General features: G+C 33.6%; 23 protein-coding genes and 1 other RNA gene. 13 read left to right on the top strand and 11 right to left on the bottom strand.

Going from position 1 to position 24,821, the window contains the following annotated elements:
- Nucleotides 1–6 precede the first annotated feature (6 nt).
- Entirely contained in the window at nucleotides 7–1,461 is a 1,455-nt protein-coding gene (locus tag GQ590_RS01770; protein WP_160406204.1) for a prophage tail fiber N-terminal domain-containing protein, read from the top strand.
- Here GQ590_RS01770 and GQ590_RS01765 read toward each other — a convergent pair.
- Nucleotides 1,458–1,706, bottom strand: a complete 249-nt coding sequence (locus GQ590_RS01765; protein ID WP_160406205.1) for a hypothetical protein — start codon at nucleotides 1,704–1,706, stop codon at nucleotides 1,458–1,460. The two genes, GQ590_RS01770 and GQ590_RS01765, sit on opposite strands and share 4 nt — an antisense overlap.
- 56 nt (nucleotides 1,707–1,762) lie before the next feature.
- Between GQ590_RS01765 and GQ590_RS01760 the strand changes: the two genes are divergently transcribed.
- Nucleotides 1,763–2,293, top strand: a complete 531-nt coding sequence (locus tag GQ590_RS01760) for a tail fiber assembly protein (protein WP_160406206.1) — start codon at nucleotides 1,763–1,765, stop codon at nucleotides 2,291–2,293.
- 288 nt (nucleotides 2,294–2,581) lie between these two features.
- On the opposite strand, the gene ssrA is transcribed toward GQ590_RS01760, so the two are convergent.
- The 3 genes from ssrA to oxyR all read right to left on the bottom strand — a co-directional run bounded on the left by ssrA (nucleotide 2,582) and on the right by oxyR (nucleotide 5,039).
- Nucleotides 2,582–2,946, bottom strand: a transfer-messenger RNA (tmRNA) gene (ssrA, locus tag GQ590_RS01755).
- Between the two features lie 482 nt (nucleotides 2,947–3,428).
- A complete protein-coding gene (gene fabR / locus GQ590_RS01750; RefSeq protein WP_160406207.1) occupies nucleotides 3,429–4,073 on the bottom strand; it encodes an HTH-type transcriptional repressor FabR in 645 nt (214 codons plus the stop codon).
- Nucleotides 4,074–4,112: 39 nt separating this feature from the next.
- Nucleotides 4,113–5,039: a DNA-binding transcriptional regulator OxyR gene (gene oxyR / locus GQ590_RS01745; protein ID WP_160406208.1), complete on the bottom strand. Its 927-nt coding sequence runs from the start codon at nucleotides 5,037–5,039 to the stop codon at nucleotides 4,113–4,115.
- Nucleotides 5,040–5,539: 500 nt separating this feature from the next.
- Here oxyR and pcnB point away from each other — a divergent pair, with 500 nt between their 5' ends.
- The 6 genes from pcnB (at nucleotide 5,540) to sppA (ending at nucleotide 14,116) form a co-directional block, all read left to right on the top strand.
- Entirely contained in the window at nucleotides 5,540–6,805 is a 1,266-nt protein-coding gene (gene pcnB, locus GQ590_RS01740; RefSeq protein WP_368669146.1) for a polynucleotide adenylyltransferase PcnB, read from the top strand.
- 75 nt (nucleotides 6,806–6,880) lie between these two features.
- Complete coding sequence (gene lptD / locus GQ590_RS01735) at nucleotides 6,881–9,247, top strand: LPS assembly protein LptD (RefSeq protein ID WP_160406210.1); 2,367 nt, start codon at nucleotides 6,881–6,883, stop codon at nucleotides 9,245–9,247.
- Nucleotides 9,248–9,326: 79 nt separating this feature from the next.
- Nucleotides 9,327–10,640 carry a peptidylprolyl isomerase SurA gene (surA, locus tag GQ590_RS01730; RefSeq protein WP_160406211.1) on the top strand — a complete coding sequence of 438 codons (1,314 nt, stop codon included), beginning with the start codon at nucleotides 9,327–9,329 and terminating at the stop codon, nucleotides 10,638–10,640.
- Nucleotides 10,633–11,430, top strand: a complete 798-nt coding sequence (gene rsmA / locus GQ590_RS01725; RefSeq protein ID WP_160406212.1) for a 16S rRNA (adenine(1518)-N(6)/adenine(1519)-N(6))-dimethyltransferase RsmA — start codon at nucleotides 10,633–10,635, stop codon at nucleotides 11,428–11,430. The genes surA and rsmA overlap by 8 nt, the downstream gene beginning before the upstream one ends.
- 4 nt (nucleotides 11,431–11,434) lie before the next feature.
- Nucleotides 11,435–12,256: a bis(5'-nucleosyl)-tetraphosphatase (symmetrical) ApaH gene (gene apaH, locus GQ590_RS01720; RefSeq protein WP_160406213.1), complete on the top strand. Its 822-nt coding sequence runs from the start codon at nucleotides 11,435–11,437 to the stop codon at nucleotides 12,254–12,256.
- Between the two features lie 24 nt (nucleotides 12,257–12,280).
- Nucleotides 12,281–14,116, top strand: coding sequence for a signal peptide peptidase SppA (sppA, locus tag GQ590_RS01715; protein WP_160406214.1), 1,836 nt, complete (start codon nucleotides 12,281–12,283; stop codon nucleotides 14,114–14,116).
- 66 nt (nucleotides 14,117–14,182) lie between these two features.
- Here sppA and GQ590_RS01710 read toward each other — a convergent pair whose 3' ends face one another.
- From GQ590_RS01710 to moaC, 5 genes are all read right to left on the bottom strand, one after another.
- Nucleotides 14,183–14,383 carry a hypothetical protein gene (locus GQ590_RS01710; RefSeq protein WP_160406215.1) on the bottom strand — a complete coding sequence of 67 codons (201 nt, stop codon included), beginning with the start codon at nucleotides 14,381–14,383 and terminating at the stop codon, nucleotides 14,183–14,185.
- A gap of 200 nt (nucleotides 14,384–14,583) precedes the next feature.
- On the bottom strand, nucleotides 14,584–15,315 hold the full coding sequence (locus tag GQ590_RS01705; protein WP_160406216.1) for a Bax inhibitor-1/YccA family protein: 732 nt from the start codon (nucleotides 15,313–15,315) through the stop codon (nucleotides 14,584–14,586).
- Between the two features lie 59 nt (nucleotides 15,316–15,374).
- Nucleotides 15,375–15,818 carry a molybdopterin synthase catalytic subunit MoaE gene (moaE, locus tag GQ590_RS01700; protein WP_160406217.1) on the bottom strand — a complete coding sequence of 148 codons (444 nt, stop codon included), beginning with the start codon at nucleotides 15,816–15,818 and terminating at the stop codon, nucleotides 15,375–15,377.
- 4 nt (nucleotides 15,819–15,822) lie between these two features.
- A complete protein-coding gene (moaD, locus tag GQ590_RS01695; RefSeq protein ID WP_160406218.1) occupies nucleotides 15,823–16,068 on the bottom strand; it encodes a molybdopterin synthase sulfur carrier subunit in 246 nt (81 codons plus the stop codon).
- Between the two features lie 10 nt (nucleotides 16,069–16,078).
- Nucleotides 16,079–16,564: a cyclic pyranopterin monophosphate synthase MoaC gene (gene moaC, locus GQ590_RS01690; RefSeq protein WP_160406219.1), complete on the bottom strand. Its 486-nt coding sequence runs from the start codon at nucleotides 16,562–16,564 to the stop codon at nucleotides 16,079–16,081.
- Nucleotides 16,565–16,787: 223 nt separating this feature from the next.
- Between moaC and priA the strand changes: the two genes are divergently transcribed.
- Entirely contained in the window at nucleotides 16,788–18,956 is a 2,169-nt protein-coding gene (gene priA / locus GQ590_RS01685; RefSeq protein ID WP_160406220.1) for a primosomal protein N', read from the top strand.
- A gap of 152 nt (nucleotides 18,957–19,108) precedes the next feature.
- Here priA and GQ590_RS01680 read toward each other — a convergent pair whose 3' ends face one another.
- A complete protein-coding gene (locus GQ590_RS01680) occupies nucleotides 19,109–20,149 on the bottom strand; it encodes a tagatose 1,6-diphosphate aldolase (RefSeq protein WP_160406221.1) in 1,041 nt (346 codons plus the stop codon).
- A 224-nt stretch (nucleotides 20,150–20,373) separates the two neighbouring features.
- Here GQ590_RS01680 and GQ590_RS01675 point away from each other — a divergent pair, with 224 nt between their 5' ends.
- Nucleotides 20,374–21,693, top strand: coding sequence for an MFS transporter (locus GQ590_RS01675; RefSeq protein ID WP_160406222.1), 1,320 nt, complete (start codon nucleotides 20,374–20,376; stop codon nucleotides 21,691–21,693).
- Between the two features lie 121 nt (nucleotides 21,694–21,814).
- On the opposite strand, the gene GQ590_RS01670 is transcribed toward GQ590_RS01675, so the two are convergent.
- On the bottom strand, nucleotides 21,815–22,237 hold the full coding sequence (locus GQ590_RS01670) for a DUF4225 domain-containing protein (protein WP_160406223.1): 423 nt from the start codon (nucleotides 22,235–22,237) through the stop codon (nucleotides 21,815–21,817).
- 423 nt (nucleotides 22,238–22,660) lie between these two features.
- Here GQ590_RS01670 and GQ590_RS01665 point away from each other — a divergent pair, with 423 nt between their 5' ends.
- From GQ590_RS01665 to GQ590_RS01655, 3 genes are read left to right on the top strand one after another with little or no spacing between them, the layout of a single operon-like run.
- On the top strand, nucleotides 22,661–23,104 hold the full coding sequence (locus GQ590_RS01665) for a PTS sugar transporter subunit IIA (protein ID WP_160406224.1): 444 nt from the start codon (nucleotides 22,661–22,663) through the stop codon (nucleotides 23,102–23,104).
- A gap of 27 nt (nucleotides 23,105–23,131) precedes the next feature.
- Nucleotides 23,132–23,404 carry a PTS sugar transporter subunit IIB gene (locus tag GQ590_RS01660; protein WP_160406225.1) on the top strand — a complete coding sequence of 91 codons (273 nt, stop codon included), beginning with the start codon at nucleotides 23,132–23,134 and terminating at the stop codon, nucleotides 23,402–23,404.
- 20 nt (nucleotides 23,405–23,424) lie between these two features.
- A complete protein-coding gene (locus GQ590_RS01655) occupies nucleotides 23,425–24,783 on the top strand; it encodes a PTS ascorbate transporter subunit IIC (protein WP_160406226.1) in 1,359 nt (452 codons plus the stop codon).
- The last annotated feature ends 38 nt before the right edge of the window (nucleotides 24,784–24,821 follow it).

Below are 24,821 nucleotides of genomic sequence, written 5' to 3'. Positions count from 1 at the left end.
AAAATTATGGCCAAAATATCAGGCGTTTTAACTGATGGCGCAGGCAATGTTATCAACAACTGTACTATCGAGTTGTACGCAAAAAAAACAACAAGCAAAGTACTAACACAAACACAAGCGTTTCAAGTGACAAATAACGGCAGTTACACGATGAACGTATTGCCGTGTGATTATGAAGTAAAACTAATTATAAACGGGTTTCCACCAAAGAGACTTGGCGCTATTCAAGTGTTTTCTGACTCAGCTGACGGATCATTAAATGATTTTTTACTTAATCCGTCCGAAAGTGAAATTACACCAGCAATACTACAACAAGTTATTGATGCTCGTAATCATGCCAATAAATCTGCTGAAAAAGCAGCAGATTCAGAGCGGAATAGCAAAACATCTGAAACGAATGCAAAAGTTAGCGCAAATAACGCAAAGACAAGCGAAACTAATGCAAAAAATATAGCAAATTCAGTTGAAAACTTGGTCGCTAATGCACGTAGCTCAGCACAATCAGCAAGTGAATCAGCAACAATAGCAAATAATGCGAGCACATCAGCTAAATCATATTCAGATTCAGCAAAAAACAGCGCCGATAGTGCGTGTTCATCAGCTACAGAGTCAAGTAACTCAGCTCAACAATCTAGTAATAGCGCAAATGCTGCTAAAGCGTCTGAAAACAACGCTAAAACATCTGAACAAAATGCTAAAAAATCAGCAGATGACGCTAAAAATTGGGCTTCTAGCATTGATACTACAAACCTCATCAAGAAAACAGATGAAGAAAGCCAGTCAATAGACGGGGCGTTAGATGTAAAAATTCTAACTGAACAAGACCAACGTGTTTACTCGCCGAATAATAAACCAACTGCTGATGATGTCGGCTCTGTTCCTGCGGTAAAATCTGTCGTTAATGGTTCACCCATCTACAATATTGGCAATCATATAGTTGTAAAAGACATGGTCGGCGACCAACGATTAATGCCATTCAGACGCGATGAGCTTCCCTTCGGGTGGTATTTTAGAAATGGCGACAACTACTTACTCGATTCTCCACAAGGACGAGCTTTAAATAGTTTATCTGCTAACTACAAAAGAGACCACAACATCACAATAAAAACAATTAACGGTAAACAATATATTAACGTGCCAACGGCGTTTGCACACGATGGACGCGGTTATTTTGAGCGTGCAGTCGATGGAACTACTCGACAGGCAGGTAGTGTTGAAGGTGATGCAATTCGCGATATTTGGGGTCATTTTGATACCGGTGTTGTAGATAATCATTCAAATTATGCAAGAGGTGCTTTTTTTGGAACGCGCGCTATTTATCCAGAAAACGGTGCATTTCAACCTAAAAAAGATTGGCATGCTTGGGGTTATGATTTTAGAGCATCTAATGTTGTGCCAACTGCAAACGAGAACAGATCAATCAACATCGGCATGACGCCGACGATATATCTAGGCGTTTAAACCCCCAAATAAATAGTAGGCGTGAGCCCAATATTGATAGGTCGGTTTTCATTTGCCGTAGGAACAACTCGTGACGCATCAAAATCAAAAAATGCCCAGCGAACCCTGCGATTACCGATTTGTAAATAGTCATCACCCATGCCCGATACTGATATCGCCCCGTCTCGCTCACCAACGTTAATATTTTCGTGCCCAAGAAAAGCACGACTGGGGCCGTTTGGCAATGCGCCTCTAATGTTACGCATTGCGTCATTCTCCACAGAACCTACCTGTCAGTAGGTGAACAAAAATAGGAAAATTTATGATTAATTATTATTTTGATAACACAAATGAACTAAGACCATTCACTCATGAGTTAGAAGCAAATGATGATACATTACCGCCCGATAATGCGTTGCGTATCGCTCCGAAATTTAAAGATGATTATTGGCCATGCGAGCAAAATGGCGCATGGATTTTAATCGAAGATAACAGAAACAAAACGGTATATAACATTAATACGAAAGAATCAAGTACGGTTGATTATTTTGGTAAGATTAAAGAAGAGTTTACACTACTTGTACCCTTCGAATTTTGCATGTGGAACGGCAAAAAATGGGTATTAGATGAAGATGCAAAAAATGAACATCTCATCAAAAACAATCAAAATTTAAAAAACTCATTAATCAATGAAGCTAACGAAAAAATAGCTGTACTTCAAGATATTATTGATCTTGATATGCAAGAAGCAGACGAAGAAGCGCAGCTAAAACAGTGGAAAAAATACCGCATTTTAGTTACTCGTGTTGATGTGTCAGACATTAATGCTGTGTTTCCTAAAAAACCACAATAGTATCATCGCATAATACTCTCAATCTTCAACTTACAATACTCAACAGCGTCTTCTAGCATCACAAAATCAGCGATATCGTATAGCGTTTTTGCTGTTTGATAGAACACGTAATTGTGATCTTCGTCGCTGTTGAGATGAAGTAACAAAATGCTCTGGAAAAATTTCACGTGCATTTCACGTGCATTTTTATGTCCTGATATAGTCTATTTTGAGTCAGTTTTATGTATAAATAAACAGTAGCTTTATTTTATAACCCTTTGATTTTATTGGTTGTTTTATTTTGATGGGTGGTGGAGCTGGCGGGAGTTGAACCCGCGTCCGAAATCTCTACATCCTCGGTACTACATGCGTAGTTTGTTTTTGAATTTCATCTACCCGCTGCGAACAAACACGCTACTGATAGACTAGCTTGATTAAGTTTAATGCTTCCGCCCCAAGCAAAGCTTCCACACGATCTCGTTTGGATTTGACTCCTCTTGATCCCCGTCCTACGAGCGGAGGCTAGGGAGAGAAGGCTCTATACAGGTTATTAAGCTGCTAGTGCGTAGTTTTCGTCGTTTGCGACTATTTTTTTGCGGTTTATTTACGAGGCCTACCGCACCTCGGCATGCACCTTGGGTTTCGCAAATCCCGTCGAATCCAGAATCAGCCCCAATTATTATTGGTAATTAAATACAATATCGCAGCATTATAGGTGAATTCAAAATTAAATACAAGTTAGCCTATTTTAGGATTAATTTAATTTTTATAGCACTATATCACTATTATTTTTAGTTTTGTTAAAAACTTTCAGGAGAGCTATGCGTTTAAGTATAAAATAAAGTTTTCTGCAATTAAATCAAATCCATTAATTAATAACCTTTTATTTTGATTAAAATTGATAGTCATATTTATAAATTATATAGCTTATTTGCAAATATCTCAAAAAATCAACAACAATTATTTACAATATAATCAATAAATTAGCAACAGCAAGATAAAATGTATGAAAAATATATAAATTAAAATTGAACTTTTATACATTTAGTTTGTCTACATTAACGGATTATGTTTTTCATTTTTTGCCTTCCACTCGAATTTTCGGGTGGTTTTTTTGTCTTCTATATTTTCAATTTAAGTACTTTTTATCATTTCTTTATTGCTCTTGCTTAATTTGCTCTTTATAGTATAAATAATAAGCCCCACGAGAAACCATTCGAAGTTGAAATATAAGATTTTCAATTAATTCTTGACGATGTTCTATGTCAAAATCAATCGCTTCAGCGCCTGCATTAAACGCTATAGTGACCATTGCCTCCGCTTGAGCTTCATTATAACGATGAGGCATGTTGTTAGCATTATCGAGATAATCAACAAGTTCGACAATAAAATGTTGGATTTCACGAGCAATAGCCGAACGAAATGCCGATGACGTTCCGGCTTTTTCACGAAGTAGCAATAAAAATACTTTTGGGTTTTTATCAATAAATTCAATAAATGTGGTTACTGATGTTTGTAATACACTTCCCCCTTTTTCGATACGTTTACGTGCTTGACGCAACAATTGCCGGAGTGTTAAACCACTTTCATCAACCATGGCTAAACCTAATTCATCCATATCACGAAAATGCCGATAAAACGAAGTAGCGGCAATACCTGCTTCACGCGCTACTTCTCGCAGACTTAAACTCGCAAAACCTTGTTCAGCATTAAGTTGATTAAATGCAGCTTCAATTAAAGTTCGGCGAGTTCTTTCTTTTTGTTGAGCTCGAATACCTCCGCCAGTCTTGATATTTTTCATTTAATAGCTTAACCCTAATCGTTTAAATGTAACCTACTATTAATTTTTTACTTTTAATAATCGCTCTTTTTCAGCAAGCACTTTTGGCATATGTTCACGGATAGTTTTAGCTATTGTTTCATAACGAGAACGTAATGGAGAACCAGGGCGATAAATCAACATAATACTGCGTGATGGTACTGGATCTGTACATGGAATATAGCAAATATTATCGCGAATTCTCTCATTAGGAGTTGCAAGTTCTGGAAATAAAGTAATACCTCGACCTGCAGAAATCATGCTCCTAAGCGTTTCAAGACTTGTTGCTTTGAACTGTTTATCTTCATCAATACCAACTTGAAAACAATATCCCATTGCATGTTCACGCAAACAGTGACCATCTTCTAACATTAAAAATTTTTGTCCCTTTAAAGCGGGTAATTTAACCGTTTTTTTGCTAGCAAGTTCGTTATCAGCACGAACAGCTAAAAACATAGGTTCATCAAATAATGGCAGTTCAATAAATTGCGCTGTTTCTTTAACTTGTGCAACAATGGCACAATCAAGTTTTCCACTTTCAAGCTGAGCAACAATACTTGCAGTTTGTGCTTCATGCAGATAAAGTTCTAATTGAGGAAAAGATTCATGTAAAACAGTAATAACATGTGGTAAAAGATAAGGCGCTATAGTAGGAATCAATCCTATATGCATTGGTCCTGACATTTCTTCACCTTGACGGCTTGCCATCTCTTTTAGAATTTGAATATTACGCAAAATCTCTTTGGCCTGTTCAACTAGCATCATACCCGTTTGTGTAAATAGCACTTTGCGACTAGTACGTTCTAATAACATTACGCCTAATTCATCTTCTAACTTTCTAATTTGACCACTAAGAGTTGGTTGACTTACATTGCACGCATCTGCAGCTTTACGAAAATGGCGAAATTCAGCCAACGAAACAAAATATTCCAAATCACGAATATTCATAATGTCCCCAATAAGTTATTAGTTAATGATATATACTCGAACAACTTCTATCTATAAGGTTATAGCAAATAACATTAAAAAGCTCTTCATAATTTCTTAACTATAATGTGTTATAAATTATAGTTAATAAACAAAAAAAATAAGTAAAAAAATTCTGAGTATAATTTTATTTATTTTAATTAATTAGTTAAACACAACAATCTGAGCAAACCAAATTTGTATTTGTTCATTAAATATTGTTAATATTGTTATATTAATGACTATTGTTGATAATTAAGTTTAAAAAATCAAATAGAATATTTAAGGTCTCTTGGAAAAATATAATTTTATTGAGTTAAAAACACATTTTAAGAAAAATGGAAACTTACTAGTAATTACGATATAATTGTACACTATATGTTATTAAGTCAATACACTTTTTGGGGTGCGCTATTTTTAAACAAGTTTCACGTTTTTATCAAAAGTTTTTTCGTCATGAAGTACCAAAAAAAGTTGGCTACGTGACTATTCCACGCAATGAACATAATATATCTCGTAAAGATATTAGTGCAAACGCATTAAAAATCCTGCATCGATTAAATAAGCAAGGTTACGAAGCTTTTTTAGTTGGTGGCTGCATTAGAGATCTCATCTTAGGTAAAATACCAAAGGATTTTGATATCACAACAAATGCAACACCTGAACAAATTCAAAAAATTTTCCGTAATTGTCGTATAGTAGGAAGACGATTTCGTCTTGCTCATATTATGTTTGGTAAAGAAATTATTGAAGTAGCCACTTTTAGAGGTGATCATAGCAGTCAGGATGAACAAAATAATATAGCTAAACGTTCTCAATCAGGAATGTTACTCCGTGATAATGTTTACGGAACCATTGAACAAGATGCTGCTCGTCGGGATTTTACAATCAATGCACTCTATTACAGCATAAAAGACTTTGCATTACGTGATTATTGTGGAGGATTAAAAGATTTACAAAAAGGCATCATTCGATTAATTGGCGATCCACAAACACGTTATCGAGAAGATCCAGTTAGGATGCTAAGAACAGTGCGTTTTGCGGTAAAATTAAATATGAAAATTGAACCTGCAACCGCTGGGCCAATTAAAGATCTTGCATCATTATTGAAAAATATCCCCTCAGCTCGACTTTTTGATGAATCGTTAAAACTATTACAAACAGGAAATGGTTATAAAACTTACAAGTTACTAAGAGAATATTGTCTTTTCGAACAGTTATTTCCTATTATTGATCGTTTGTTTGCCAAAAATCAGAACGGTTATTTAGAAAAAATTATTGAGCAAGTTTTAAAAAACACTGATTATCGTATCGCTAACAACAAGCGCATTAATCCTGCATTTTTATTTGCAGCCTTTTTTTGGTATCCGATAATTGAACAAACACAAGCAACATGTATCGAAAGTGGCTTGCCATTCCATGATTCGTTCTCTATGGCAATTAACGAAGTGCTAAGTGAACAATGTAAAAGTATTGCCATACCTAGACGCTTAACCACCATAATGGGAGATATTTGGCGTTTACAACTACGTATGAAAAAACGACATGGTAAACGTGCGTTTGCTATTTTAGAGCACCCTAAATTTAGAGCTGCTTATGACCTTTTAGAAATGCGCGCCTCAATCGAAAAAGGAGAGCTTTTGGAATTAGTGAAATGGTGGGATGAATTTCAATTCACTTCAATCGAAAAAAGAATAATAATGGTAAAACAGTTAAATAAAATGAATAAACGCAAGGGAAAACATTAATTTTTAATTCGCACTTTTATAAATAACCGTTATAATATTGTAATTAAAATAATCATAATAACTTTTAAATCATTGATGAAAAAATTAGCGCTTTCTCTTATTGCAATAATCATTACTCTCTCTTTGCATAACAGTCCTAGTTATGCTATTGGTTTACCAAAAGATTCTATTAGCAATAACTCTCAATGTCTGATAAATGTTCCAAGGTTTGATCGCCCTTTAGTCAATGGAGATACAAACACTTTACCAGTAAATGCTGAAGCTAATCAATTAGAAGCATTATATCCCAATATTGCCATATACAAAGGTGAAGTATTAATAGAACAAGGTAACCGCACTGTTCAAGCGGATAAAGTAACGATCGATACCCAAGACAACAATAACAGAATAGTAAAATTAGAAGGAAATATTACTTATCAAGATAATTTAATACAAATGAAAGGCGATAATGCATCAATGAACCTAAATAATAATGATGCAAATATGAGCCCTAGCCAATATCAACTTGTTAATAGACTTGGTCGGGGTAATGCCGATCAAATGAAACTTGAAAAGAATCGATATATTATTTTAAAAAATGGTAACTATACATCTTGTCCTGTTAATGACAATACTTGGAACATTAAGGGAACAACGGTCATTCATGACAATGAAGAACAATTGCTAGAAGTATGGAATGCCATATTTAGTATTGGCAAAATACCTGTTCTATACTCGCCTTATTTACAATTGCCAACCGGCGATAAACGTCGTTCAGGGCTATTAATGCCTAATTTAGGCTATGATAGTATTGACGGCATTGATTTTTCACTACCTATTTATTGGAATATTGCTCCAAACTACGATGCAACTTTCACGCCAAGAGTTTTAGAAAAACGTGGTGTTCAATTACAAACAGAATTTCGCTATTTAAATGAATTAGGTTTAGGTACACTTGCATTTGACTGGTTACAACATGATAGTAAATATAGTGAAGATAGAAAAAATCATATCAATGGTTATAATTATGATGACAATCGGCATCGTTGGTTATTCCATTGGAAAAATGAAGAATTAATTAACTATAATTGGCGTTTTTATGCTGATACAACTCGAGTTAGTGACAATCAGTATCTCACAAACCTAGACTCTAAATACACCTCTCAAACTGCAGGATATTTAACGCAGTTTTATAAAATTGCTTATAATGATGAAAATTGGGATATTACTTTAGGCTATAGGCATTTTCAACCATTTCATTCAGAACTGAAAAACTCACTTTACCAAACCGAGCCACAGCTGGATGTGAGTTACTATAATAACGATTTAGGACCATTTAAATTTAGAACATTTTCTCAAATATCTCGCTTTTTGACATCTGGGGAAAATAAACCTAAAGCATGGCGAGCTCATATCGAACCAACGCTAAATTATACCTTAACCAATTCTTGGTCATCATTAACCACTGAAACGGGATTTATGGCAACTCGTTATAATCAAGATAATATTCGAAAAGACATTGAACAATATAAATACTTAGATAAAAGTGTAAATCGTTTTTTACCTAAATTTAGTATCGATGGTAAAGTGATCTTTGAGCGTGATATGCCTTTTATCGATGGTTATACACAAACCTTAGAGCCACGAGTAAAATACATTTATATTCCATACCGAAACCAATCTAATATTAGCAACTATGATTCTACTATATTACAATCAGATTATATTGGTCTATTTAGAGATCAACCATACAGCGGTTTAGATAGGATTGCTTCAACAAATAAAATATCAACTGGGGTAACAACTCGGTTCTATGATAAGAATAAGGTTGAAAAATTTAACTTGTCAATCGGACAAATTACTTATTTTTCCAAATCAAAAACCAGTGAACATAATAATGATTTAGACAAAAACTCTGATACTGGTAGCATTACTTGGGCATCTGATAATTTTTGGCGTATAAGTGATAATATAATATTTCGAAGTGGCATCCAATATGATACTCGAATCGATACAATTTCATTAGCTAATACAATATTTGAGTACCGACCATCGAGTGACAAGTTAATGCAATTATCTTATCGCTACGCCAATCGTAACTATATTGACACTGTTGATAAAAACCCTTTTTATAGAGGTTATAAGCAAGATATTACTCAAGCAGGAATTATGACTGCTTGGCCATTATCACAAACAATCAGTGCTGTTGGCTCATATTATTATGATATTAAATTAGAACAGACTACCGATGGTTTCGTTGGTTTACATTATAGTGACTGTTGTTGGGGAATGACGGCGCAATATGGTAGAAAACTAACCGATTGGGATAACACTTCTCGGAGAAGTAAGTATGAAAATAAACTATCTATTAACTTCGAGTTACAAGGATTAGGTAATAATCGAGACACCAAAGCTAAAATGCTAAATTTTGGTAAGTTACCATATACAACAGTATTTGAGTAAAATATCTTTATAAATGTGGACTACTGATAAATTTATTACAGGCCGTCAATATTGTAACAACAAAATGAGTTAAATAAATATGAAATTATTAAAACTTTTTATCGCGTTAAGCTTAATCATTAATTTAGGAATTATGACGCCATTATCTGCCAATGCTGTACCAAAAGTTGTAGAACAAGTTGCGGCAATTGTTAATAACAATGTCATTTTAGAAAGTGATGTTACTGATATGTTAAAAACAATTAAAGCCAGTGCTGATCCTAAAAATTTACCTAATGATAAAGTACTTAGACAACAAATAATTGAACGTTTAATTATTGAAAATTTAATTTTACAAAAAGCCGCTAAAGCTAAAATCAAAGTTAGTGATAATGAGGTAACAAATACCATTAGTAGAATTGCTGCTGAAAATGGTATGACTATCGATCAACTTCGAAGCAGACTATCAACAATGGGAATTAGCTATAGCTCTTACCGAGAAAGAATCCACAATGACATGTTAATTGAAGAAACCCGAATACATGAAATAAGACCAAGAATCAAAGTTTCAGAAAAAGAAATTGAAAATTTAGCAAAGAATATTGCTCGTCAACCAACCAATAATATTGATGTAAAAATCAGTCATATTTTAATTTCTGTTCCAGAAAAAGCATCTAAACAACAAATTAATAATGCGACAAATAAAGCTCAAGATATTATCAATCGAGCTAAAAAAGGAGAAAGTTTTGCTAAATTAGCCACATCTTATTCAAATGATGATTTTGCTTTAAAAGGTGGCAATATGGGATGGCGTAAACTTAATGAACTACCTACTATCTTTGAAGAACGTTTAGTACGTGCAGAAAAGGGAAGTATCATTGGCCCTATCCGTTCTGGTGTAGGTTTGCATATTTTGAAAGTTGATGATACTCGTTCAGAAGCGCCAAAAACAGTTAAAATTAAAGAAGTCGATGCACGGCATATTTTGATCAAAACTAATGTATTGGTAACAGATAAAACTGCAAAACAAAAATTAACCGATATTCGAAAATCAATTATCAATGGTACAACAACCTTTGAGGCTGCGGCTAAAAGTAATTCTGAGGATCCTGGTTCAGCAAGCAAAGGAGGCAACTTAGGTTGGAGTCGACCTGAAGTTTATGATAATGGCTTTAGAAATGCTTTAACTAAGCTGAAAAAAGGAGAAATAAGTCAACCGATAAAATCGTCTTATGGTTGGCATTTAATTCAATTAATTGATACAAGACAAGTAGATGGGACAAATGCTATGAATAAAGATCAAGCCTATCGACTTATTTTTAATCGCAAATTTTCTGAAGAGTCTCAAGTATGGCTTCAAGAAATAAAAGGTGACGCTTATATTAAAATTACAGGTGAAGATAAACATGAATAGTCGTGTACATCAGGGACATTTTGCCCGTAAAAGATTTGGGCAAAATTTTTTGCATGATGATTATATTATTGAAAGTATTGTTGCGGCTATACACCCCCAAAAAGATCAAGCACTGGTTGAAATTGGTCCAGGACTGGCTGCATTAACAATACCTGTAAGTAAACATATTGATCATTTAACTGTTATAGAAATTGACAGAGATCTAGCTAGCCGATTAATTAAAAATCCACTTTTAAGTAATAAATTAACGGTTATTGAGCAAGATGCACTAACTTTTAACTTTCATCAGTTGTCAGATCAATTAGGTAAGCCATTAAGAATATTTGGTAACTTACCCTATAATATCTCTACACCTTTGATGTTCCATTTATTTGAACATGCAAATATTATTACTGATATGCATTTTATGCTACAAAAAGAAGTTGTTACTCGGCTTGTAGCTGCCCCTAATAGTAAAAACTATGGCAGACTCAGTGTTATGGCACAATATTATTGTCAGATTATTCCTGTATTGGAAGTCCCACCAACATCATTTAAACCAGCTCCAAAAGTAGATTCTGCAGTAGTTAAATTAATTCCATATAAAGAAAAACCTTATCAAGTTCATGATATAAAAATTCTTTCTCGATTAACTACAGAAGCATTTAATCAAAGGCGCAAAACTATCCGTAATAGTCTAAGTAATATGTTTACGGTAGAGCAATTAATCAAATTAGAGATTGACCCAAATTTACGTGCCGAAAACTTAACAGTACAGCAATACTGTCAACTTGCAAATTCATGGAATTAATAACATGGCAAACTTAATTATTGGCGATATTCATGGCTGCTATGATGAATTTATGCGAGTACTTGAAAAAGCAAAATTCTCAGCATCAGATACTTTATGGCTGACCGGTGATCTTGTTGCTAGAGGACCCAAATCGCTAGAAGTGCTAAGATTTGTCAAACATAACACCAACCAAATTAGGTTGGTATTAGGCAATCATGACCTACATTTATTATCTATTTATGCCAATGTAACGCCTGCCCAAAAAAAGGATAATCTTGAAGAAATCATTCGTGCACCAGATTTTGATGAATTGATGAATTGGTTACGTAAACAGCCATTAGCCCAAATTGATGAATCATTAAAACTCATTATGACTCATGCGGGCATTTCACCACAATGGAATCTTGAAACACTTAAAAAATGTTCTCATGATTTAAATGTTATGTTATCTAGTGACTCTTATGTCCTATTTCTTGATAAAATGTACGGTAATTTTCCAGATGAATGGCAGACAGGATTACAAGGTTTAGATAGACTACGTTATATTGCTAATGCATTAACTCGTATGCGTTTTTGCTATGAAGATGGTCGATTAGATTTCTATTATAAAAAATCACCTGAACACGCACCTTCAAAACTAAAACCTTGGTTTCTATTACCGAGCAAAATTCCTAGCGAATATAGTATCGCTTTTGGACATTGGGCTTCATTAAATGGAAAAGGTACTCCCGAAAATATTTATGCACTTGATACAGGGTGTTGCTGGGGTGGAAAGCTAACATGCCTACGATTTGAAGATAAAAAATACTTTAGAAAGAAAAATATCGAAGCAAAAATTAGATAAACTACTACGAAAGGATCAATTATTATGTCTGTTTTATCTTTCATGAAATCAATATGGAAAGTGATTAACTTTATTAGGGAAATATTTCTTAACTTAATATTCCTAATTATTATTATCTTAATCTTTAGCTGCATTGCATTAATTAAAGAAGCACAAAAACAAGAAATTACTCCACAATATGGTGCATTGATTTTAGATATTGAGGGTACTATTGTAGATAACACACTTTACAGTGATGAAATCTATGCCTTACAAAATAAAATTTATGGCAAAAAAGTAAATACTTCGCGCGAAAACAGTTTATTTGAATTAACGCAAAAAATAGCCCAAGCAACAGCGGATCCAAATATTACAAAAATTGTCCTTAAATTAGATAATTTTGCTGGTGCAGATATGAGTTCGCTACAATATCTTGGCAAATATCTAAAAAAATTTAGCGAAGCAAATAAACCAATTTATGCTTTTGGTTCTAATTTTAACCAAAGCCAATATTATTTAGCTAGTTATGCCAATAAAATATATTTAACACCACTTGGGTCTGTTAATGTATATGGGCTAGCTGCAAATAACCTATACTATAAATCCTTACTTGAGAATTTAAAAATTAATACACATGTTTTTAGAGTAGGAACTTATAAATCAGCTATCGAACCCTTTATTCGCAACGACATGTCTGAGGCAGCTAAAAGTAATACGACACGTTGGTTAACACTTATGTGGAATGATTATCTTAATGATATTTCAACACAACGAAAAAAAGCTGCGACACAACTAGTTCCGACACCAGATGTTATGTTAGAAAATTTAAAAGCAAGCAATGGCAATCTGGCTCAATATGCTATATCGAATGGATTAGTCGATGCGCTTGCATCCAATTACCAATACGAAAAAGAATTCAGTAATAAACAAGAAGTCAGCATCTATGATTATCAGCTTAAATCAAAAAAAGATAAAAAATCAAGTGGTGAGAACAACGAACAAAAACCTCTTATCGCTGTTGTTTTCGTCAATGGTACTATTACCAATGGTGAAAATAATAGTAACATTGCTGGTAGCCAAGACATTGTTGAACAATTAAGAAATATTCGTAAAAATTTAAACAAACATAACATTCAAGCGGTGGTATTACGAGTAAATAGCCCAGGAGGAAGCGTTGAGGCATCCGAAGCAATTCGTAGTGAGCTAGAAGCATTACGCAGTTATGAAATTCCTGTTGTTGTTTCTATGGGAGGAATGGCTGCATCAGGTGGATACTGGATATCAACCGCATCCGACTATATCGTTGCTAGTCCAAATACAATTACTGGTTCTATTGGTATCTTCGGTATTATTCCAACCTTTGAAAACTCGTTATCTCATATTGGCGTTTATAGTGATGGCGTAACAACCTCACCATTAGCAGGCAATACCGCAACAAAAAACCTACCTGACGAAATGAGCCAATTAATTCAAATGAATATTGATAACGGTTACCAAACGTTTATTTCGTTAGTAGCACAAGCTAGAAATATGACAAAAGAACAAGTCGATAAAATTGGACAAGGTCAAGTTTGGTTAGGTTCAGAAGCAAGTAAAATTGGGCTTGTAGATAAACTAGGTGATTTTGATGACGCCATTGAAACTGCGGCAACATTAGCTAATTTAACTGATTATGAAATTGACTGGCAAAAACCACAAGGAAGTTGGTTTAATGCATTTTATTCAGATCTGTTTGCCATGTTACCTAAATCAACAGCAGAAATATTTTTTGAACAACTTCCAGAAGCAAAACAACTTCAGCAACATGTTTCTTTATGGAATCAGTTTCACGATCCACAAAATCGCTATATTTACTGCCTAAATTGTGCAGATGTGCATTAATAAACAATCATTATCTATCACGAGAACGTGGTAAATAATGATTTATTCCTAACTTTAAATTTATAATTAATTGTTTTTATCTGTTAAACTATTTTTTCCTGATTGGAAAAAATAACGCATATGATCCATCGCTTCTTGAATATATTGATAATTAGGGAGGGCATTAACCTCCCGATTATGTAAATCCATATAATGGCTAATTCCCAATCGATTCACAAGATAAATATTATCAGTTGTTCTCACTGCATAAGAGCTATAATTAGACATTAAAAGCCAGTTACGATTAATTATAGGTTCAAATAAATCATACCCTGTTGAATAATCACTTATATCATTTTTACTTTATTTTATACTGAAACGAGGGGCATTCCTGAAACTTTTTAACAAACCAGTGCTTAAAAATACTCTAATAAAATGTTAACAAAAAAGGGCTCAATTTAGAGCCCTTTTATTAGAATTAAACACAATTATCGACGATCTGCAAAAATTCTTAACAACATAATGAATAAATTAATAAAATCAAGATAAAGGGTTAATGCACCTAAAATAACAAATCTCCTAAACATATTAGGATCATCCTGCGATAATTGATCTCCAAAATCTTTTAGTTTCTGTGTATCATAGGCTGTTAACCCTGCAAAAATGAACACACCAATATAAGTCACTCCCCACATTAACGGTTCACTTTTCATAAAGATATTAACTAAAGAAGCTATCACTATACCAATTAAGCCCATAAACAAGAAACGTCCTAAACCAGATAAATCACGTTTTGTGGTATATCCATAAAAAGCCATTGCAGCAAACATACCAGCACAAATGAAAAAGACACTAACAATAGATGAACCAGTGTACACTTTAAAAATGGGTGTTAAAGTTAACCCACTAATAACAGAGTAAAGCATAAACAATGTCGTTGCTGTACTACCTGATAATTTATTAATCATGCCAGATAAAACAAATACTAACCCTAGTTCAGCCGCTATCAAAACCCACGAAAATACACTAAGTGTGTGCAGTCCTCTAGGGGTAACAGAAAACAATAAGCCTTCCATCGCAGGATTAGATGATGCAAACCACGCAACAATTCCTGTTAAGAATAAACCAACAGTCATCCACCCATAAACATGACTCATGTATGTTTGAATACGACTACCTGATTGTTCAATGACTGAACCATTAGGTGAATAATTTTTCATTAATTACCTCTCATTAAAATGAATGATATAAATCCATATCATTATATCCTAAATAAATACTAATACCATTTTTTCAATGCTTCTTTATCTGTTTTTTTTGCTTCAACCCACCTTTCTCCTTGTAGAGTTCGTTCTTTTTTCCAAAAAGGCGCTTCATTTTTTAATACATCCATAATGAACTCTGCTGCTGCAAACGCATCTGAACGATGTGCGCTGCTTACTCCTACAAAGACAATCTGTTCATTTGCATTAATTTCACCTATTCGATGAATTATCGCAATTCGGCTTAATTGCCATCTTTCTCTAGCTTGATCGGCAATATTGGCTAAAACTTTTTCAGTCATGCCTGCATAATGTTCTAAAAACAGGTTTATTGTTTGTTTTTCAATACTACGAACTTTACCCATAAAAGTAACAATGGCACCATCTTGTGGTAATTGTGAAAGCCAATCATTTAGCTTATTAACATCAATGGGCTGCTCACTAACTTTAATAAGATCCATGATGTTATCCACCAGTTACAGGAGGAAAGAATGCAATCTCATCACCTTCTTGCACAATATAATTAAAATCAACCAATGTTTGATTTACAGCACATAGAACTGAACTTTCTTTGAACGCTAATAACCATTGATCACCACGTTTACTTAACTGCTCAATAAGGCAAGAAACTGAAAGTTGGCTAGCTTCTAACATAATACATTCAGTCCCAATTAATTCTCTAATTTGAGCAAAAAAAATAACTTTATTCATCTTATCTCTATTAAACTTTTTCGGCAATAAAGTCACCTGACTTACCGCCACTTTTTGTTAACAATCTTACTTGGGAGATAACTATATCTCTTTGAACAGCCTTACACATATCATAAATAGTTAAGGCAGCAACAGATGCTGCAACCATTGCCTCCATTTCAACGCCTGTTTGCCCATTCAATCTACAAAACGATTGAATTTGAACACAATTATTTATTTTATCTACTTCAATGTTAATTTCAATTTTACTCAAAAAAAGGGGATGACAAAGCGGAATAAGTTCCCAAGTTTTTTTAGCAGCTTGAATCCCTGCAATTCTTGCTGTTGCAAAAACATCACCTTTATGATGTTTACCTTCAATAATCATTTTCAGTGTTTTTGCATTCATTAAAACTAATGATTCAGCTCTTGCCTCTCGTGTTGTTATTAATTTTTCTGAAACATCAACCATATAGGCCTCACCTCGCTGATTAATGTGTGAAAATGATTCACTCATCCTTTAACCCCTAATATTTTATTAATCATCAATTTTTGTCAAGATAGCAAATTTTACTAATAGTTACCACCATTTGATTTTATCTTATAAAACAATTCATTCCGATGAGTAATCAATATATTCTATGTATATGTAATAACAAATTACTTCCATACCTTTTGCGGCTTAAATAAAAACTGCGTACAATATAGCTTTATATTAATTATAATATTTGTGATTTTTAATGCTTATCGCTCATATAGCCTTACCAGTACCAGTTTACCATCTGTTTGATTATCAGTTAACTAGCCCTGCCAAAGTTGGAATGCGAGTAAAAGTGCCTTTTGGCTGGCGTGATGCAATAGGAATCATTGTTAATATTGATGAAAAAACTGATTTTGATATTAAAAACTTAAAAACCATTACAACAGTTATTGATACAGTCCCTATTTTTACCCCATCTATTTGGCAATTATTAAATTGGGCAGCTAGTTATTACCATTATCCTATTGGTGAGGTTTTATTTCATGCTATCCCTGTTTTACTAAGGCAAGGGCGTGAAGCTGCGCAAGGCGAAGTTAAAAGATGGCAATTAACCCAATTAGGTAAAAATATTGATTTGAAATCACTATCACGATCTTCAAAACAAAAACTATTATTATCATCATTTAGAAATAATACAATTTCAGACAATGATTTTAGCAATACTATATATCGTCAATTACAGAAAAAACAGCTTATTGAGCAAGTAACAAGTCAACCAGATAATATTAAATGGCAAACAAACTTTTCAACTAACACTAGTTCAATTCAATTAAATAGCGAACAACTCTATGCTATAGAAAAAATTAATAAACAAAATGATCAATTTGGAGTATTTTTACTGGAGGGCGTGACTGGTTCAGGAAAAACAGAAGTTTATTTAAATATACTTACTAATATTTTAGCTACTGGTAAGCAAGCATTAGTATTAGTTCCTGAAATTGGTTTAACACCGCAAACTATTAAACGTTTTAAACAGCGGTTTAATGCACCAATTGATATTTTACATTCAGGACTAACCAATAAAGAACGACTTAACGTTTGGTTAAGAAGTAAAAACGGAGAAAACGCTATAGTTGTCGGCACTCGCTCATCACTTTTTACTCCATTTAAAGACTTAGGTATGATTATTATTGATGAAGAGCATGATAGTTCCTACAAACAACAAGAAGGTTGGCGCTATCACGCTCGAGATTTAGCTATTATCCAAGCTAAATTTAATAATATTCCAATTATTTTAGGCTCTGCAACACCGTCGCTTGAAACACTCAATAATGCACAAAATCACAAATACCATTTATTACAATTAACTGAAAGAGCCGGTAATGCAAAGCTTGCCAAACAGTCGATTTTAGATCTGCGTGGGTTAGTACTTACTGCTGGTTTATCTCAACCATTAATTGAGCAAATAAAAAAACATTTATCTAATAACAACCAAGTCATGTTATTTTTGAATCGTCGAGGATTTTCACCATTACTAATATGCCACGATTGTGGGTGGATTGCCGAATGCCCTCGTTGTGATAGACCCTATACACTACATCAAAAACAACACAAACTTATATGTCATTATTGTGATACACCAAGGATAGTGCCCAAGCAATGCCCAAAATGTGGCTCAACGCATTTAATGCCTATTGGGTTTGGGACAGAACAACTTGAACTGCAACTTGAAATTCTTTTTCCTAATATCAAGATTAGTCGCATTGATCGAGATACAGTGAGTAAAAAAGGCGCATTAGATAACTATTTACAAAGTATTCAACAAGGTGGCGCACACATTTTAGTTGGCACGCAAATTTTAGCTAAAGGCCACCACTTTCCTGATGTCACTTTAGTTGGAATTATCGATGTTGATGGTGCTTTATTTTCAAGTGATTTTCGGGCAACTGAACGATTTGCTCAAATTTATACACAAGTATCAGGAAGAGCTGGTCGTGAAATTAAGACAGGGCAAGTTATTTTACAAACATACCATCCTGAGCATCCTTTACTTAATGTTTTACTAACTGAAGGTTATCAAAAATTTGCCAAATTAACATTGCAAGAACGACAACATACCCAACTACCACCATTTAGTTACCAAGCATTAGTTCGTGCAGCAGATCGCAATAATCATTATGCTCCAAGTTTTCTACAACATATTTATGATTGGTTAAAACTACATTATGACCATACGCTATGGCAACTTGGACCAATGCCGGCAAATCAACCTAAAAAAGCGGGATATTATCGTTGGCAGTTACTACTTCAACATACAAATAGGCAACAGTTACAGAAAATATTAAATCAACTATTAATGGAAATAAATAAATGGACTGAAACATCAAGAGTAAAATGGAGTATTGATGTAGATCCTATTGATAATTAGATTGCTATTATTTCCACCATATTAATTGGTGGAAATAACAAATTAACTCTATAAATAAATTACTGTATTTACAAAATTGTACCTATTTTATATAAAACTTGGGTTAGCTAAGTTTGCGACACAAAGTAATATAGATTATTTAAGATAATTAGCTAATTACTTAATTTAATATCAATAACTTCAATATTATTTTTACCACCATAAATATCATACCAAGGTGTTGCATATTGTTTTAATATTTTGTTAAGGTGCTCAACATTTTCTCGTCCCGTTTGATCTAACCAACGTTTTAAGCCCTCTTTACCACCACTTGCATAAGCAGCAACACCTTCAAACCATGTTGCTCGACCACCTAAAATACCACTGTATTTTGCACCATTTTCACCTGCAAAAATCAGCTCATCATGGAAAGTTTTTGTCGGTACGCCAGCACTTAAATAAATGAATGGACGAGTTGCGGCATCACTTGCTTGTTTAAAATAATCAGCAGCTTGTTTTTGAGTATAAACAACAATATTATTGTCATTAAACCCTTCTACATTTTTAAACAATACAGGAACTTCGACTTTTAAAATATCAATATAATATTGATCTTTTGTAAATTCTTTAATGGTATCAATGACTTTTTTGGGTTTGATTTTGGCAAATTCAGGGCTTTTATCATCGGTTATCACGTTATCATATACAATCGGTTCAACAAAAACAGGAATATCAGCGGCTCTTGCTTCATTACCTAAACGTTCTAAAAATGCGTGCTTTTTGTCTAAAATATCTTGAGGATCATCGGGATTATAATAAACCAAGACTTTTGCGGCATCCGCCCCTTTTTTTATTAGGCGCTGTAATGAATCTTCCGGTAAAATATCCGGTAATCGGCCTGGGGTATTAGCATCATATCCTGTTTTCTCATATGACATGATTAATCCAGCATTACTATTTTTGGCTGACATTCCTTTAAAGCCATACTCTTCATCTAACAAAATTGCACTAACATATTTAGTTAATTCTTGAGAGACAAGTTCTTTAAACTCATAAACCATATCAATATGATAACGCTCTTTACCAACAGCTGACTCCATCATTTTAACCATTGAGCCACGTTGATCTATCGCTAATGCAGCAATAACGCCATCTTGGTTTGATAATTGTTGCATACGTGTAAATTTACCACGAGAAATATATTTTTTAGCCATCTTATGCTCCTTATTTAATAAGTACTTTTATTGTAGTTTTTTTGTTCGCCTATTTATTCATCATTTGTGCTAGTTTTAAAGATATGCTTCAATCATTATGCAATGACATCGAGATTAAATTGAATTTATTGTTTGAGTGAATATATTCTTTAAAAAAACCTTAGTTAAGGTATAGTAGTTCAGAATATCAAACGATTTGTAAATAAAAATTTACAGGAATAACCATGTCAAATGTATTAACTCACATACCGACAAGAACCTTAAATACTCAGGACTATAAAACATTGACGCTTTCTGCATTAGGTGGAGCATTAGAATTTTATGACTTTATTATTTTTATCTTTTTTTCAATGACTATTAGCCATCTTTTTTTCCCAAATGATACGCCTGCTTGGTTAAGCCAAGTGCAAACATTTGGTATTTTTGCAGCAGGATATTTAATACGCCCATTGGGTGGAATTGTTATGGCACACTTTGGTGATCGTTTAGGCCGCAAAAGAATGTTTACACTAAGCATATTGTTTATGGCATTACCCACACTATTTATAGGTTGTTTACCCACTTACACAAATATTGGTATTTTGGCTCCTTTATTACTTTTACTTATGCGCTTATGTCAAGGTCTAGCTGTAGGCGGTGAAGTACCTGGAGCTTGGACTTTTGTTGCTGAACATGTACCAAAAAATAAAATTGGCTTAGCTTGTGGTATTTTAACAAGTGGTTTAAGTCTAGGCATTTTACTCGGTTCATTAGTTTCAACAGCTATGAATAAATTTTTATCTTCTGAACAGATGATTGATTGGGGCTGGCGTATTCCATTTATTATTGGTGGTATCTTTGGATTGATTGCAATGTATTTACGTCGTTGGTTAAAAGAAACACCAATTTTTCTTGAAATTCAAAAACGTAAACAACAAGAATTATCTAAAAAAATACCTGTTATAACAGTATTAACGCAATACTTACCTCAAACCATTTTATCAATGCTACTCACGTGGGTACTTTCTGCGGGTATCATGGTGATCATGCTCATGACGCCAATTTTGTTACAAAAACAGTTTGCTTATTCACCGATTGATGCGTTGCAGAGTAATATATTAGCAATTATTGGCTTAATTATAAGCTGTACTTTCTATGGCATGATGATGGATAAATTTTCTATAGGCAATGTTTTGTTTATTGGATGTTTTATTGCTGCGATTATGATCATTATCTTTTATTTTTCGTTAGACAATCCTCATATTTTATTTATTACTTACTCGCTGACAGGATTTAGTATAGGTATAGTTGGTTCTTTTTCTTATTTTATGGTTAAAGTGTTTCCTGCACAAATTCGTTATAGTGGAGTCTCTTTTTCATTCAATATGGCTTATGCTATTGCTGGAGGCATAACGCCTTTACTGATTTCATTTCTTAGTGATTTCGTCAGTAAAATGGCACCCGCTATTTATGTGGTTGGATTATTTTGTTTAGGCGCATTCATTGGATTATTTCTATTAATTAATAATAATTGCCAAAAATATCTAGCTAAAGATATGGAATAAACGTAATTATTATCAATAATACCGTTAAACCGCATAAAGCATAAAGCGATTTCAGGGGAAACGCCTTATGAGTTTTTAGAGGATCATTTTAACCATGAAGTGTAAACAACTCGGTGTTTTCCTACACATAATGAAATAATTTGAATTTAGCTGGATTAGCACGATTGTATTGATTAATTGCAAAACTTTTATCAATTTTAGGAACTAATTTAAGTTTACCATGTACGGATATACCGATATCAACTAAATCATAAGCCAAAGAACCTGCCTCTTTAGACATTCCCAATTCTTCAGCCGCATTTTGATACACTGATTTTAAAAAGCCATCTTCATCGGTTATCCCTTCTTGAATACTATTAACTCCATGCGCTACTACATATGAGCCAAGTATACAACCCCCACCAGTTGAGCACATTGCAACCCCCATCCTCATCAAGCCAAAACCACCTAAAACACTTAGTCCCCGACCTACCCAGTGCAGGCTTTGAGCCAATAAACTCTTTTCTTCAGATTTTATCGCTTCTGAGCCTTGTTCATAACTCATCGCTCTGCTTTCCACTTGATTTACAATGCGCGTGGCGAAACCATCAACATTGTTAATGAAATCTTGTTTTATATCATCATGGTAAAGGTGTTTTTCACAAACTTCATGCGCACAATCAAGTGAATTTTGTGTGTCATTTACTGGTTATTTATTCAAAAACTGTGAAATGAATTTAAGTATGGCTATCAATCAAGAGGGAGATTGTTTAAGCTGTTTTTTAATCATTATTATCGATATAATATTAGCACTCTAAAAAATATTTTTTATCCATTCATTAAAAATGTTATCTGTATCACAAAACAGATAAATTTTATATTAACTTTGATAGCGCTATCACATTTCTATTGTTTTTTAATATCTATTATTACTCAGTATGTTAACTTATTAATCATTATTAATAATAACAGTTTTAATGGAGGTAAAATGTTAGAAACATGGTTAACCAGTAAAACAGTCAAAATTGTTGATTCGATCAGCAATTGGAAAGAGGCAATACAACTTTGTGCTGCTCCATTATTAGAAAATAACACTATTACACCAAATTATATTAATTCTATTATTGAGTTACATGAATCAATTGGACCTTATTATGTATTGGCACCAGGTATTGCTATGCCTCATGCCAGACCAGAACAAGGTGTAAACCAATTAGGTTTATCCATGTTATTGGTCAAACAAGGCGTTAAATTTAACTCTCAAGAAAACGATCCCGTTTATTTAATTACTTTATTAGCAGCGAATGATAATACTAGCCACATTGAAATATTAACTCAATTGGCTGCACTGTTTGGTGAGGCAAGTGATATGCAAAAAATTTTTAAGGCACAAACCTCAGCTCAAATATTGTCTGTTATCAATAACTATTAAATTAAACTCAACAAAAGGATAAACAAAATGAAAATTATGGCTGTTTGTGGTTCAGGTCTTGGTAGTAGTTTTATGGTTGAAATGAATATTAAAAAAGTCATAAAAAAACTAAATATTGATGCTGAAGTAACACATGCTGATTTGGCATCAGCAACACCCGATCAGGCTGATCTATTTGTGATGACTAAAGATTTAGCCGCTAGTTCAGGCATTGCTGATGATAAATTAGTAGTATTAAACAATATTATTGATATCAACGACTTAGAGGCAAAACTCGTTGAATATTTTGCAAAACACTAATCAAATTATGAGGTGTTGCTATGATTCAAGAAATAATAAAATTTATTGTTGATATTCTAAAAACGCCAGCTATATTAGTTGGTTTTATTGCTATGGCAGGGCTTATCGTTCAACGTAAATCATTTGCCGATACAGTAAAAGGTACAGTTAAAACTATTTTAGGTTTTTTGGTATTAAGTGGCGGTGCAACTGTACTTATCAGCGCAATTACTCCATTAGGTATGATGTTTGAACAAGCTTTTAAATTACAAGGAATTATTCCTAATAATGAAGCGATTGTTTCTTTGGCATTAACTAAGTATGGCACAGCAACAGCTTTAATTATGGCATTTGGTATGGTGGCAAATATTATTGTTGCGCGGTTTACCCGTTTAAAATTTATATTTTTAACTGGGCACCATACTTTTTACATGGCTTGTATGATTAGTATTATCCTAACTGTAGCTGGTTTTGAAAACTGGCAACTAATATTAACAGGCTCATTAGTTCTTGGCCTTATTATGGCTTTCTTCCCTGCTTTAGCTCAACCACAAATGCGTAAAATTACAGGAAATGATGATGTCGCATTTGGCCACTTTGGAACTTTAGGATATGTACTAGCAGGTTATCTTGGTAAATTATTCGGTAAAAATTCTCGTTCAACGGAAGATATGAATTTACCTAAAAATTTAAGCTTTTTAAGAGATAGCTCAATTTCTATCTCATTAACTATGATGATTATTTATCTAATTCTTGCCATATTTGCCGGTTCTGATTATGTCCAAGAAACATTAAGTAAAGGCGATAATTATCTTGTTTATGCAATCATACAAGCAATTACCTTTGCTGCTGGGGTTTTCATTATTCTACAAGGTGTTAGGCTTATCCTTGCTGAAATAGTACCTGCTTTTACGGGTTTTTCAGAAAAATTAGTGCCAAATGCTAAACCCGCTTTAGATTGTCCTGTTGTTTTCCCATATGCGCCAAATGCAGTTTTAATCGGTTTTCTATTTAGCTTTATCGGTGGCCTAATCGGTTTATTTGTGTTAGGTAAATTAAACACAGTACTTATACTACCGAGTGTTGTTCCTCATTTTTTCTGTGGTGCAACCGCTGGAGTGTTTGGTAATGCGATGGGTGGGCGCCGCGGTGCAATGATTGGTGCATTTGCTAATGGTCTATTAGTGACATTCTTACCAGTTCTTTTATTGCCAGTATTAGGTTCATTAGGCTTTTCAAACACGACATTTTCTGATGTGGATTTTTGTGGTATCGGTATTATTTTGGGTAATATGGCCAAATGGTTCAATAAAGAGATCATTATGGGCATTGTTATTGCCATCTTTGCACTATTAGTAATATTTAATTACGCTTTTAAACCTAAAAAAATTGCCGATTAAAATATATTTGTAGTTACTAGAAATCTTATGCCAGATAA

The sequence above is a fragment of the Gilliamella sp. Lep-s35 genome (assembly GCF_009795845.1).
GTDB lineage: Bacteria > Pseudomonadota > Gammaproteobacteria > Enterobacterales > Orbaceae > Gilliamella.
This window is presented reverse-complemented; position numbering and strand designations above follow the sequence as displayed.